The sequence below is a fragment of the Streptomyces paludis genome, assembly GCF_003344965.1.
GTDB classification, from domain to species: Bacteria; Actinomycetota; Actinomycetes; order Streptomycetales; family Streptomycetaceae; genus Streptomyces; species Streptomyces paludis.
In genome coordinates this window covers 5023152-5035805 of sequence record NZ_CP031194.1, presented here as the reverse complement: position 1 = coordinate 5035805, position 12654 = coordinate 5023152, and the positions used below count along the sequence as shown (strand labels likewise).

General features: G+C 72.3%; 11 protein-coding genes. 7 read left to right on the top strand and 4 right to left on the bottom strand.

The window, feature by feature from the left end:
* Nucleotides 1-47: 47 nt before the first annotated feature.
* Together DVK44_RS22360 and DVK44_RS22355 are read right to left on the bottom strand one after the other, a co-directional pair.
* Entirely contained in the window at nucleotides 48-1217 is a 1170-nt protein-coding gene (locus tag DVK44_RS22360; RefSeq protein ID WP_114661264.1) for an adenylate/guanylate cyclase domain-containing protein, read from the bottom strand.
* Nucleotides 1218-1441: 224 nt separating this feature from the next.
* A complete protein-coding gene (locus DVK44_RS22355; RefSeq protein ID WP_114661263.1) occupies nucleotides 1442-2308 on the bottom strand; it encodes a biotin--[acetyl-CoA-carboxylase] ligase in 867 nt (288 codons plus the stop codon).
* Nucleotides 2309-2458: 150 nt separating this feature from the next.
* On the opposite strand from DVK44_RS22355, the gene DVK44_RS22350 reads away from it, so the two are divergent.
* Together DVK44_RS22350 and DVK44_RS22345 are read left to right on the top strand one after the other, a co-directional pair.
* Complete coding sequence (locus DVK44_RS22350) at nucleotides 2459-4066, top strand: acyl-CoA carboxylase subunit beta (protein ID WP_114661262.1); 1608 nt, start codon at nucleotides 2459-2461, stop codon at nucleotides 4064-4066.
* A gap of 34 nt (nucleotides 4067-4100) precedes the next feature.
* Nucleotides 4101-4313 carry an acyl-CoA carboxylase epsilon subunit gene (locus DVK44_RS22345; protein WP_114661261.1) on the top strand — a complete coding sequence of 71 codons (213 nt, stop codon included), beginning with the start codon at nucleotides 4101-4103 and terminating at the stop codon, nucleotides 4311-4313.
* Nucleotides 4314-4323: 10 nt separating this feature from the next.
* Here DVK44_RS22345 and DVK44_RS22340 read toward each other — a convergent pair whose 3' ends face one another.
* Nucleotides 4324-6015 carry a SulP family inorganic anion transporter gene (locus tag DVK44_RS22340; protein ID WP_114665359.1) on the bottom strand — a complete coding sequence of 564 codons (1692 nt, stop codon included), beginning with the start codon at nucleotides 6013-6015 and terminating at the stop codon, nucleotides 4324-4326.
* Nucleotides 6016-6254: 239 nt separating this feature from the next.
* Nucleotides 6255-6917, bottom strand: coding sequence for a carbonic anhydrase (locus tag DVK44_RS22335; protein WP_114661260.1), 663 nt, complete (start codon nucleotides 6915-6917; stop codon nucleotides 6255-6257).
* Between the two features lie 248 nt (nucleotides 6918-7165).
* On the opposite strand from DVK44_RS22335, the gene DVK44_RS37705 reads away from it, so the two are divergent.
* From DVK44_RS37705 to DVK44_RS22315, 5 genes are all read left to right on the top strand, one after another.
* Nucleotides 7166-8110 carry a response regulator transcription factor gene (locus DVK44_RS37705; protein ID WP_114661259.1) on the top strand — a complete coding sequence of 315 codons (945 nt, stop codon included), beginning with the start codon at nucleotides 7166-7168 and terminating at the stop codon, nucleotides 8108-8110.
* Entirely contained in the window at nucleotides 8107-9615 is a 1509-nt protein-coding gene (locus DVK44_RS22325; RefSeq protein ID WP_114661258.1) for a sensor histidine kinase, read from the top strand. The genes DVK44_RS37705 and DVK44_RS22325 overlap by 4 nt, the downstream gene beginning before the upstream one ends.
* 82 nt (nucleotides 9616-9697) lie before the next feature.
* Entirely contained in the window at nucleotides 9698-9826 is a 129-nt protein-coding gene (gene mmpB, locus DVK44_RS37700; RefSeq protein ID WP_269439628.1) for a morphogenic membrane protein MmpB, read from the top strand.
* Between the two features lie 67 nt (nucleotides 9827-9893).
* Nucleotides 9894-10514 (top strand): Maf family protein, encoded by a 621-nt coding sequence (locus tag DVK44_RS22320; protein WP_408055350.1) that lies wholly within the window; start codon nucleotides 9894-9896, stop codon nucleotides 10512-10514.
* Between the two features lie 324 nt (nucleotides 10515-10838).
* Nucleotides 10839-12590, top strand: a complete 1752-nt coding sequence (locus DVK44_RS22315) for an acetyl/propionyl/methylcrotonyl-CoA carboxylase subunit alpha (protein ID WP_114661256.1) — start codon at nucleotides 10839-10841, stop codon at nucleotides 12588-12590.
* The last annotated feature ends 64 nt before the right edge of the window (nucleotides 12591-12654 follow it).

Below are 12654 nucleotides of genomic sequence, written 5' to 3'. Positions count from 1 at the left end.
ACGACCCCGACCACCTTCCGGTTAACGACGGTTCACCGGAAGGGATCCTAAGTCGTCCGCCGCCCCAGGAGCCATGGCTCGACCACGCCAAGACCGCGCACCGGCCGCTGCCACATCGGCTGGAGCCCGAAGCGGTACGGGGGCGGCACCGCGCCCTCCTTCTCGGCGCGCGCCGCCGCCTCGGCGGCCTGCGCCTCGGAGGCCGGGACCTCGCCGGTACGGATCAGCTCCTGGGCGAACGCGCCGTCGACCAGCACCGTGTCCTTGGGCGCGATCGACGTCAGCCGGCTCGCGAGGTTCACCGTCGTACCGAAGACATCGCCCATCCGCGTGGTGACCGTGCCGAACGCGATACCGACGCGCAGCGCCGGCATCGTCTCGTCGTGCGTCATGGTCTCTATCAACCGCAGCGCGATCTCCGCCGCCGTACCGGCGTCGTCCGCCGCGTACAGCACCTCGTCGCCGAGGGTCTTGATCAGCCGGCCGCCGTGCGCGGCGACGAGGTCGGCGCAGGTCGTCTCGAACGCCTCGACCAGCTCGCCGAGTTCCTCCTCCTCCAGCCGCCGGGTCAGCCGGGTGAAACCGACGAGGTCGGCGAAGCCGACGGCGAGCCGCCGGTCGACCATCTCGTCGTCGTCGGCCGCCTGAACGACGCGTCCGGTGGCGGCGGCGAGCTGGCGCCGCCACACGTACACCAGGAACTCCTCCAGCTCCGGCAGGAGCAGCTCCACCAGCGGATACGTGACTTCCGTACGGGTCATCCCGGGTTCGGGCGGCTCGATGAGCCCGGCCAGGAAGGAGTCGATCTGCCACTCGGCCAGCCGGGCGGTGGTCTGGCCGGTCGACCGGGCGACCTGGATGGCCATCGGCTCGCTCAGCAGCCCGGCCTCGACCAGTCCGGAGAGCCGGCGCAGCGCCAGTACGTCGGCCTCGGTGAACGCCCTGGCCTGGCCCACGTCCGCGAAGCCCATCGCCCGCCAGAAGCGGGACGCCAGGTCCATCGAGACACCGGCCGTACGGGCGGCCTGGAAGGGGGTGTAGCGGCGCTCGGCGCCGAGGATCAGCTGTTCGAGCCGGATGGCCAGCGGGTCGTCGGAGGGCTCGGCCGTGTGGTCGACGATGTGGTGCGGGTTCGGATGGCCCGGGGAGTCCGACGACGGCGACGGCGGAGGCGGAGGCTGCGCTTCCTCGCCGGAAGTCGAATCATCGACGGTCACCAGCCGCCTCCTGCCCGTTCCCTGCGCACTGCCCTACCGATCTGTCGTGGATCGCCTCAACGATACGGCAGATGTGCCCTGGCTCACGTATCGCCGTCGGTCAAGAACCGCCCTGCCTGCCGATGCCCCCGCCGGTGCCCCCGCCCGCGACCAGCAAAGAAGGCGCAGAACACCCGACCGGACCCCTCGGGCCGCCCCCGCTTCCTCAGGGCCGCCCCGCTTCCTCAGGCCGCCCCCGCCGGCCGCACATGCACCACGTCGCCCGCGCTCACCGCCTGCCGCGTCCCGTCCGCCGTCCGCAGGATCAGCCGCCCGTCGCCGTCGACAGCGACCGCCTCGCCCGTGAGCGCGCGGTCGCCGGGCAGCTCGGCCCGTACCGTACGGCCGAGGGTCGCGCAGCCCGCCGCGTACGCCTCCTGGAGTCCGGACAGCGCCGGGTCGCCGCCCGCCGCGCGCCATCTGCCGTACCACTGCTCCAGCGACCGGAGTACGCCCCTCAGCAGGGTGTCGCGGTCGAGGGAGACCGCGTCGGCGAGGTGGAGCGAACCGGCGGTCGGGACGGGAAGTTCGTCGGCGCGCAGCGAGACGTTCAGGCCGACGCCCACGACGACCGCGTCCGCCCCGGCGCGCTCGGCGAGGATCCCGCCGGCCTTGCGCTCCTCGCCGCCGACGGTGACGAGCAGGTCGTTGGGCCATTTGAGCGCCGTGTCCACCCCGGCCGCGCGCGCCAGCCCGGTCGCGACGGCGACCCCGGTCAGCAGCGGCAGCCAGCCGAGACGCTCGACGGGGACCTCGGGTCCGGGCCGCAGGAGTACGGAGAAGAAGATCCCGGAGCGCGCGGGCGCCGTCCACCGCCGGTCCAGCCGGCCGCGCCCGGCGGTCTGCTCCTCGGCGACGAGTACGGCGCCCTCCACCGCCCCGTCGCGGGCGCGCGCGGCCAGGTCGGAATTGGTGGACCCGGTCGCGGTCACCACGTCGAGCGCGGTCCACAGACCGCCCGGGACGACGAGCCCGCGGCGCAGCGCGCGCAGGTTCAGCGGGGGGCGTTCGAGGTCGGACCAGCGGTTGGCCGGGTCATGGTGCTCCGTCATGCAACCCAGCGTAGGTGTGGGATACACCGCACTGCCGAACCGCACCCCCGCCGATACGCTACGGATCAGTAGCAACCCGCACCGCACAGAACCCCCAACCGCACCAGCACACGCACCCGCACCCGTGACCCCGCAGGGAGCCGCATCCCGATGTCCGAGCCGGAAAGCACCCACGAAACCGCCGCCGCGCCCCACACCACCGCCGGAAAACTCGCGGACCTCCGGCGCCGCGTCGACGAGGCGACCCACGCCGGTTCCGCGCGCGCCGTCGAGAAGCAGCACTCCCGGGGCAAGCTGACGGCCCGTGAGCGGGTCGGTCTGCTGCTCGACGAGGGGTCGTTCGTCGAGCTGGACGAGTTCGCGCGGCACCGCTCCACCAACTTCGGCATCGAGAAGAACCGCCCGTACGGGGACGGGGTCGTCACCGGTTACGGCACGGTCGACGGCCGTCCGGTCTGTGTGTACTCGCAGGACTTCACGGTCTTCGGCGGCTCGCTCGGCGAGGTCTACGGCGAGAAGATCGTGAAGGTCATGGACTTCGCGCTGAAGACCGGCTGCCCGGTGATCGGGATCAACGACGGCGGTGGCGCCCGGATCCAGGAGGGGGTGGCCGCGCTCGGTCTCTTCGCCGAGATCTTCCGCCGCAATGTGCACGCCTCCGGTGTGGTGCCGCAGATCAGCCTGATCGTGGGGCCGTGCGCGGGCGGCGCGGTGTACTCGCCGGCGATCACGGACTTCACGGTGATGGTCGATCAGACCTCGCACATGTTCATCACCGGTCCCGATGTGATCAAGACGGTGACGGGCGAGGACGTCGGCTTCGAGGAGCTGGGCGGCGCCCGTACGCACAACACCGTGTCCGGGGTCGCGCACCACATGGCGGGCGACGAGAAGGACGCCATCGACTACGTCAAGTCCCTGCTCTCGTACCTCCCGTCGAACAACCTCTCCGAGCCGCCCGCCTTCCCCGAGGAGGCCGACCTCGAAGCGACCGACGAGGACCGCGAGCTGGACACGCTGATCCCCGACTCCGCGAACCAGCCGTACGACATGCACACGGCGATCGAACATGTCCTGGACGACGGCGAGTTCCTGGAGACACAGGCGCTCTTCGCGCCGAACATCATCACGGGCTTCGGCCGGGTCGAGGGATTCCCGGTGGGCGTCGTAGCGAACCAGCCGCTCCAGTTCGCGGGCTGTCTGGACATCAACGCCTCGGAGAAGGCCGCGCGGTTCGTGCGGACCTGCGACGCCTTCAACATCCCCGTCCTGACCTTCGTGGACGTGCCGGGCTTCCTGCCGGGCGTCGACCAGGAGTACGGCGGGATCATCCGGCGCGGCGCCAAGCTGATCTACGCGTACGCCGAGGCCACGGTGCCGCTGATCACGGTGATCACCCGGAAGGCGTTCGGCGGCGCGTACGACGTGATGGGCTCCAAGCACCTGGGCGCCGACCTCAACTTCGCCTGGCCGACCGCCCAGATCGCCGTGATGGGCGCGCAGGGCGCCGTCAACATCCTGCACCGGCGCGCGATCGCGGCGGCGGGCGACGACGAGGCGCGCGAGTCGGTGCGCGCCGGGCTGATCCAGGAGTACGAGGACGCGCTGCTCAACCCGTATGTGGCGGCCGAGCGCGGTTATGTCGACGCGGTGATCATGCCGTCGGACACCCGGGCGTATGTGGTGCGCGGGCTGCGGCAGCTGCGGACGAAGCGGGAGAGCCTCCCGCCGAAGAAGCACGGCAACATCCCCCTCTAGTCCTATCCGTTCCTGTCCAGCCCTGGAGCCCACGATGATCAAGGTTGTACGAGGCAACCCCACCCCCGAGGAGCTGGCCGCCGCCCTCGCCGTGGTCCAGGCCCGCGCGGCGGCGACGGCGGCGTCCGGGCAGGCGGCGGGCCCCCCGGCGCCGCCCGCCGAGTGGTCCGCCCCGGCCCGGATCGCCCACCACCGGCTGCCGGCGCCGGGACCGCGCGCGTGGGCACGTACGTACTGGCCCGGCTAGAGCGTGCCGGCTAGCGGTCAGCGCGCGCCCAGATGCGCTGTTCCGGCGGCAGCAGATCCTCCACCGGGGTCGGGTCGAGGTAGAACCACTCCGCCGTCGGGCCGGGCACGTCCGGCGCCGCGGGAGCCGCTTGAACCACCGGCGGGGTCGGGGCGCCCGGCTCGTCCGGGCGGAGCAGCTCCACCCGTATCCCGCCCGAGGCCCGGCGCTGGGCGACGAACTCGTCGACCTGGCTGCGGCAGGCGTGGTCCCAGTGGGTCACACCGGTCAGGTCGAGCCGGATCCGGGGCGTCCCGGCGGCGGCGACCTCCTCCAGCGCGTCGATGAGCTTCGGCAGCCGCAGGAAGGTCACGTTGCCCGTCATGACCAGCTTCGCCGTGTCGTCCCGTACCTCGGTGCGTACGGAGGTACGGGACATCCGCAGCGCGGCCAGCCCGATCCCCGCCGCCAGCCCCACCAGCACGCCTTCGAGCAGGGCGGTGGCGACGATCACTACGGTGGTCAGGGTCATGACGCCGAACTCGCCCCGGTCCTGCCGCCACATCTTCGGGAACTCCTCCGGCGCGAACAGCTTCCAGCCGCTGTGCACCAGCACCCCGGCCAGTACGCAGACCGGGATGAGCGCAAGCACGTTCGGCAGCAGCAGCGCGAAGGCCAGCAGCCACAGCCCGTGCAGGGTGCGGGAGATCCGGGTCTTCGCGCCCGCCTGGACGTTGGCCGAGCTGCGCGCGACGACGGCCGTCATGGGCAGCGCGCCGAGGAGTCCGCAGAGGGTGTTGCCGGCGCCCTGGGCGATCAGCTCGGAGTTGTAGCGGGTGCGGGGGCCGCTGTGCATACGGTCCACGGCGGCGGCGGTGAAGAGGCTCTCCGCCGAGGCGATGACGGTGAAGGTGAGGACGGTGGTGAGCACGGCGCCGTTGGCGAGCGCCGCGAACTGCGTGGGTCCCGGCACCTGTACGGAGGCGAGCAGATTGCCGACCTGGAGCGTGGTGATCTCCACCCCGGGCAGCGCCGCCACCGCCATCCCGCCGGCCACCGCGACCAGCGCGGCCGGCACCTTCTTCAGCGGGCCGGGCAGCGGGATCTTCTTCCATACGAAGCTCAGCGCGACGGTGACCGCGCCGAGCGCCGCCGCGATCGCCTTCTGGGGATCGGCGAAGGTGTCCACGAGGAGCCCGGGGACACCGAGCATGTTCTCGACCGGCTTGCCGACCGCCTTGGCGTCGGCCATCGGATAGAGCTGGCTGAACATGAGCGGCAGCCCGATCCCGGCCAGCATGCCCTGGACGACCGCGATGGAGATCGCCTGGAACATCCGGCCGAGCCGGATCAGCCCCAGTCCGATCTGGAGCACCCCGGACGCCAGCACGATCACCCCGAGGGTGGCGAGGCCGAACTCCAGCACGGCGTCCGCGACGAGCGCGGCGAGCCCGGCGGCCGGGCCGCTGACCTGGAGCGTCGAGCCGCGCGCCATGCCCACGACCAGGCCGCCGACGACACCCGAGATGATGCCCAGCTCCGGCGGGGCACCGGAGGCCACGGCGACGCCGATGCAGAGCGGGAGCGCGACGAGGAAGACGACGAAGGAGGCGACGATCTCGGTGGCGAGGTCCACCTTGGGCGCGGTACCAGGTGCGTTGCCGGGCTTCTTCGCGAGATCGGGTGGCCGTGGCGGCGGCGCGGCCGGCGGGCGGGGCGGCATCGTGGGGCGCGTGGGCGCGCCATAGGTCCCGTGCGCGCCCTGCGCGCCCTGTGCTCCCTGCGCGTAGTGCGCGTCGAAGGCGTCGAAGTCCGCGTAGGAGGTGACCGGTTGGGGGTGCGTACGGCTGGGTCCTGGCGGCGCGGCGTGCCGTGCGCGGTGGCGTCCGCCGCCGCCGACCGGGGCCTGCTGGACGGCGCCGGGACCGTAACCGTACTCATGGCGCCGGCCCTGTCCCGGGCTCAGCACGCGTGCACCAGAAAGCTGTTGTCGCTCTCGTCCAGCTCCCACACCTCGCCGGTGTCCACCTCGTAGTACCAGCCGTGCAGCCGCAGCCGTCCCTCGGCCAGCCGCCGCCGGGCGGCCGGGTACTCGCGCAGGGCGGCCAGCTGCACCCGTACGTTCAGCTGCGCCAGCTCGGTGACCAGCGCGGATCCGGGTTCGCCCGGGGTTTGGCCCGTAGCTCCGCCCATGATCCCGCCGTCGCCGGGCACGGGCCGTTCGAGTACGGAGGCGAGCCCCGGCCGGGCGACCTCCAGCCAGGCGCCGACCCCGGGCAGCCCGGAGAGATCCTTGCCGGAGGCCAGCGCGCCCATCGCACCACAGTGCGAGTGGCCGCAGACGACGATGTCCTGAACATCCAGCACTTCCAGCGCGTACTCGATGGTGGCTGCCTCCCCGGACACCGCGCAGGGCCGGTGGGGCGGCACGATGTTGCCCGCATTGCGCATTTCGAATACCTCGCCGGGTCGCGCACCGGTGATCAGTGCCGGAATCACCCGAGAATCGGAACAGGCGACGAAGAGCGCCTCCGGAAATTGACCTTCGGCCAGTTTCCGGTATGCGTCGCTCTCGAAATCCACCCTGCGCCGGAACGATCGGGCGCGGTCGAGCAGTGCCTTCATGGTGCCTCCTCCAACGGTGTGGCTGCGGCCAGGACCTGCTTCCACACCGTAGGGACGACCGGGCAAGGCGAAGGTTAGAAGAACACTAAACCTCAGGAAGAATTTGGCCCGAGTGGCCTCTATCCTGTGATCCGGATCCCAGTGCCGGTGAATACGGGCACCTTCAGTGAATTCACTGTACGGTGTGCTCCCCGGGTCCGGGACCCGGGGAATTCGCGGTGTCCGGATTCAGGGAGAAACGGAACTCAATGACCCTTCGGGCCTTGCTCATCGAGGACGACGAGACCATCGCCGAACCCCTGGCCGAGGGGCTCGGCCGATACGGTCTGACGGTGGACCGGGCGGCCACCGGCGCGGCCGGGCTGCGTGGCCCGTACGGCGATATCGTGCTGCTCGATCTGGGGCTGCCGGACATGGACGGCATCGACGTCTGCCGGGGCATCCGGCGGGTCTCGGGCGTGCCGATCATCATGCTCACGGCGCGCGGCACGGAGGCCGACCGGGTCCTGGGGCTGGAGCTGGGCGCCGACGACTATCTCGCGAAGCCGTTCAGCGTACGGGAGTTGATCGCCCGGATCCGCGCGGTGACGCGCCGCAGCGGTGTGCCGGCGGGCTTCGGCACACCGGACGGCTTCGGCCCGCCGCCGGGGTTCGGCACCGACCCGGGCCCGCTCCAGGCACCGCTGCCGACACCGATCCCAGCACCGGCGCCGACACCGTTCCAGGCACCGACACCGGCCCCGGCCGCCGGCTTCGGTTTCGGACCGGCGTTCGGCGCACAGGACCCGGTGGGCTTCCCCATACCCGTACCCCTGTCGACCCCCCGGTCCGCACCTCTGCGCGCCCCCGATCCCGCCCCCGAGCCTGCCCCCGATCCCGACCCGACCTCCCCCACCGGAGCGCTGATCGTCGACCGCCGCACCCGCCAGGTCTGGGTCGGGGAGCGGCAGATCCCGCTCACGCCCAAGGAGTTCGACCTGCTGGCGCTGCTGACCGAGGACCCGGGCGCGGTCTACTCGCGCCAGCAGATCCTGGACCGGGTCTGGGATCCGCACTTCCACGGTCCGACCAAGACGCTGGACGTCCATGTCGCCACGCTGCGGCGCAAGTTGGGCGACCCGGCGTGGATCCAGACGCTGCGCGGGGTGGGTCTGCGCCTCGCGGTCCGCACCAGCAGCGACGCGCTCCGGTGACGCGCCGACTGCTCCTCAGCTATCTGACGCTGGCCGCGCTGGTCCTCGTCTGCCTGGAGATCCCGCTCGGGTACGTCTACAGCGGCGCCGAGCGGGACCGCGCCACCAACGCGGCCCACCAGGAGGCCGAGTCGGTCGCCGACTACGCCGCGCTCTCCCTCGCGTACGGGCGGCCGGACGACCTCGCCACGCATGTCACGGCGTGCGCCACCCGGATCGGCGGCCAGATCTTCGTCGTCGGCCCCCGGGGCGCGCTGCTCTACTCCTCCCACGGGCTCACCGCCCAGGAGCGGGAGGGCCTCGCCGAACTGCCGGAGGTCGTCGACGCGCTGCGCGGCGGCGCCGGCGCCGATGTCCGTACGACCACCGTCGGCGGCGTCAGCTGGCTGTCGGTCGCCGTGCCGGTGCGCCACGACGGACAGCTCCAGGGCGCGGTACGGCTGGCGGTGCCCACCGACACGGTCGCCGACGATGTCCACCGGGTGTGGCTGACGCTGGCGCTGGGCGGGCTCGGGGTGCTGGTGGGCGTCGCCGTGGTGGCGCTCGTCCTGACCCGCTGGATAGGCAGGCCCATCCTCGAACTGGAGCGCGCCGCCCGCACGCTGGCGAGCGGCAGCCTCACCAGCCCGGCCTCCGTCACCAAGGGGCCGCCCGAGGTACGGCGGCTGGCCGCGACGTTCAACCGGACGGCCGCGCTGCTGGAACACCTGCTCGCCTCCCAGAGCGCCTTCGCGGGCGAGGCGTCCCACCAGCTGAAGACCCCGCTGGCGGCGCTGCGGCTGCGGCTGGACAACCTGGAGATCGACGTACCGCCCCATCTGCGTCCGAACCTGACTGCGGCGATGACCGAGACCGACCGGCTGGCCCGGATGGTCGAAGGGCTGCTGGCGCTCGCCCGGATGGAGGAGACCGCGCTCACGCCGGAGCCGGTCGATCTGGAAGCGGTGGTACGGGAGCGCCTCACGGCGTGGCACGGCCTGTACGAGCAGCAGGGCGTACGGCTGCTCCTGGCGGGCGAGACGGTCGGCCCGGCGCTGGCCGTCCCCGGCGCGGTCGAACAGATCCTGGACAACCTGCTCTCCAACGCGCTGCGCGTCTCCTTCATCAACGGCTCGGTGACCGTGGTCCTGCGGCCGACCTCCACCGGCGCGGAGCTGAGCGTCGTGGACCAGGGGCCGGGGATGACGGCCGAGCAGCGCCGCCGCGCCTTCGACCGCTTCTGGCGCGCGCCGGACGCCCCCAAGGGCGGTACGGGCCTGGGCCTCTCCCTGGTCCAGCGCCTGACGCTGGCCGGCGGCGGCGAGGCGATCCTGCTGCCCGCCCAGGGCGGCGGCCTCCAGGCGGTCATCCGGCTCCAGGGCGTCCCGTCCACCCCGACGCGCCGCTCGCCCGGCCGGCCCGGCCGCCCGGGGCGCCAGGGCCGCCGGGGCCGCCAAGGCCGTCAGGGCCGCGGCCCGGAACCCCGCCCGCGGCCCGCGATCGGCGCCGGAACGAGTGGCCGCTGAGCGGACGACCGGTGCACTCCTGAACAACTCTTGAGTACGGGTACTCAGGCATCCACGCCGACCGCGCCGGAGGATCAAAGGCATGTTGTGGTCCGACCCTGAGAATCAGCCCCCGCAGGAGCTGCGCGACGCACAGTTCATGATGCGCCGCGCAGGCATCCTGCTCGCCCTCGCCATCGTGGCGGGCATGATCATCCTGGGCTTCATCTGAACGGGCGACCGAGGCTCCGCCGCCCCCGCACGCCCGCCCGGCCGGCCCCGTACCCCCGCGTCCTACGATGACCGGTATGACCGCCGAACCGCTCCGCCGCCGTCTCGTCCTGGCCTCCGCCTCGCCCGCCCGTCTCGGACTGCTCCGGCAGGCCGGGCTCGCCCCCGAGGTGATCGTCAGCGGGGTGGACGAGGACGCGCTGACCGCCGCCACCCCCGCCGCACTCGCGCTCGTACTCGCCGAGGCCAAGGCGACCGCCGTGGCCGCGCTCGAAGAGACCGCCGGCGCCCTCGTCGTCGGCTGCGACTCCGTCCTCGAACTCGACGGCGAGGCGCTCGGCAAGCCGGCCGACGCCGAGGAGGCCACCGCCCGCTGGAAGTCCATGCGCGGCCGCGCGGGTGTGCTCCGTACGGGCCACTGCGTCATCGACAACGCGACCGGCCGCCGCGTCGGCGAGACCGCCTCGACCACCGTCCGCTTCGGCGAGCCGACCGACGCCGAGATCGCCGCGTACGTCGCCTCCGGCGAACCGCTCCATGTCGCGGGCGCCTTCACCCTCGACGGCCGCTCGGCACCGTTCGTGGACTCCGTCGAGGGCAGCCACGGCAATGTCATCGGTCTGTCGCTGCCGCTGCTGCGCCGGCTCCTGGCCGAGCACGGGGTGGGAATCACCGACCTCTGGGCCTGACGCGCCCCCACTCTCCGGCACGGGCTGGGCAGCGGGCCGCACCGCCCGGCACCGGACCGGCACCGGGGCAAAAAATCATTCCGCCATTCGTAGGGACCCCACAAAGAATCGTGATCCGCCGAGGGGCACTCGGACAGAGAGCTGGACCACATTCGAGCGCTACTGTGCGACAAAGGATCCCGGCGTACCGTGGTGTCACAAGGGATTTCGCGCCGCGAGCCAGGTCCTGACCGCGCTCCGCGCAATCTGCGTCAACATGGGGGACAGGCCAGAAGGGCGTGTCGGCAGTCCCTAAACTCAACTTGTTTCGAGGAGGGAGCCATCGTGCGCAAGGTGCTCATCGCCAACCGTGGCGAAATCGCTGTCCGCGTTGCCCGGGCCTGCCGGGACGCCGGGATCGGAAGCGTAGCCGTCTACGCCGACCCGGACCGGGACGCCCTGCATGTCCGCGCGGCAGACGAGGCGTTCGCCCTGGGCGGTGACACCCCGGCGGCCAGCTATCTGGACATCGCGAAGGTGCTCCAGGCTGCCAAGGACTCGGGGGCGGACGCGATCCACCCCGGCTACGGCTTCCTGTCCGAGAACGCCGAGTTCGCCCAGGCCGTACTGGACGCGGACCTGATCTGGATCGGCCCGCCCCCGCAGGCCATCCGCGACCTCGGCGACAAGGTCGCCGCCCGGCACATCGCCCAGCGCGCCGGCGCCCCGCTGGTCGCGGGCACCCCCGACCCGGTCTCCGGCTCCGCCGAGGTCGTCGCGTTCGCCGAGCAGCACGGCCTGCCGATCGCCATCAAGGCCGCCTTCGGCGGTGGCGGACGCGGCCTCAAGGTCGCCCGTACGCTCGAAGAGATCCCCGAGCTGTATGACTCGGCGGTCCGCGAGGCCGTCGCCGCCTTCGGCCGCGGCGAGTGCTTCGTGGAGCGCTACCTCGACCGCCCCCGGCACGTCGAGACCCAGTGCCTGGCCGACTCGCACGGCAACGTCGTCGTCGTCTCCACCCGCGACTGCTCGCTCCAGCGCCGCCACCAGAAGCTGGTCGAGGAGGCCCCCGCGCCGTTCCTCACCGAGGCGCAGAACGCCGAGCTGTACGCCGCCTCGAAGGCGATCCTGCGCGAGGCCGACTATGTCGGCGCCGGCACGGTCGAGTTCCTCGTCGGCCAGGACGGCACGATCTCCTTCCTTGAGGTCAACACCCGCCTCCAGGTGGAGCACCCGGTCACCGAGGAGGTCACCGGCCTCGACCTCGTCCGCGAGATGTTCCGTATCGCCGACGGCGAGGAGCTGGGCTACGGCGACCCCGCCGTACGCGGCCACTCCTTCGAGTTCCGCATCAACGGCGAGGACCCGGGCCGCGGCTTCCTCCCGGCCCCCGGCACGGTGACGGTCTTCGCCCCGCCGTCCGGCCCCGGCGTCCGGCTGGACGCGGGCGTGGAGTCCGGCTCGGTCATCGGCCCCGCCTGGGACTCGCTGCTGGCCAAGCTCATCGTCACCGGCGCCACCCGCGAGCAGGCCCTCCAGCGCGCGGCCCGCGCCCTCGCCGAGTTCAACGTCGAGGGCATGGCCACCGCGATCCCCTTCCACCGCGCCGTGGTCAGCGACCCCGCCTTCACCGCCGACCCGTTCACGGTCCACACCCGCTGGATCGAGACGGAGTTCGTCAACGAGATCCCGGCGTTCACCGTCCCCGGTGAGAGCGACGAGGACGAGTCCGGCCGCGAGACCATCGTGGTCGAGGTCGGCGGCAAGCGCCTGGAGGTCTCCCTCCCGGTCAGCCTCGGCATGTCCCTGGCCCGTACCGGCCTCGCCGCCGGCGCCAAACCGAAGCGGCGCGCCGCCAAGAAGTCCGCCTCCGCGGCCTCCGGCGACACGCTCGCCTCCCCGATGCAGGGCACCATCGTCAAGGTGGCCGTCGAGGAGGGCCAGGAGGTCAAGGAGGGCGACCTCATCGTCGTCCTCGAAGCCATGAAGATGGAGCAGCCCCTCAACGCGCACCGCTCCGGCACGGTCAAGGGCCTGAGCGCCGAGGTCGGCGCCTCCCTCACGTCCGGCGCCACCATCTGCGAGATCAAGAGCTGACGCTCTTCCTTCTACGGCCCTGAGGCCCCGCCCGGTCCACCGGACGGGGCCTCGGTGGCATCCT

Coding starts and splice junctions, on each gene's coding strand:
- DVK44_RS22355 (WP_114661263.1), bottom strand. CDS start 2,308: ATGACGGAGCACCATGACCCGGCCAACCGCTGGTCCGACCTCGAACGC.
- DVK44_RS22350 (WP_114661262.1), top strand. CDS start 2,459: ATGTCCGAGCCGGAAAGCACCCACGAAACCGCCGCCGCGCCCCACACC.
- DVK44_RS22345 (WP_114661261.1), top strand. CDS start 4,101: ATGATCAAGGTTGTACGAGGCAACCCCACCCCCGAGGAGCTGGCCGCC.
- DVK44_RS22340 (WP_114665359.1), bottom strand. CDS start 6,015: ATGCCGCCCCGCCCGCCGGCCGCGCCGCCGCCACGGCCACCCGATCTC.
- DVK44_RS22335 (WP_114661260.1), bottom strand. CDS start 6,917: ATGAAGGCACTGCTCGACCGCGCCCGATCGTTCCGGCGCAGGGTGGAT.
- DVK44_RS37705 (WP_114661259.1), top strand. CDS start 7,166: ATGACCCTTCGGGCCTTGCTCATCGAGGACGACGAGACCATCGCCGAA.
- mmpB (WP_269439628.1), top strand. CDS start 9,698: ATGTTGTGGTCCGACCCTGAGAATCAGCCCCCGCAGGAGCTGCGCGAC.
- DVK44_RS22320 (WP_408055350.1), top strand. CDS start 9,894: ATGACCGGTATGACCGCCGAACCGCTCCGCCGCCGTCTCGTCCTGGCC.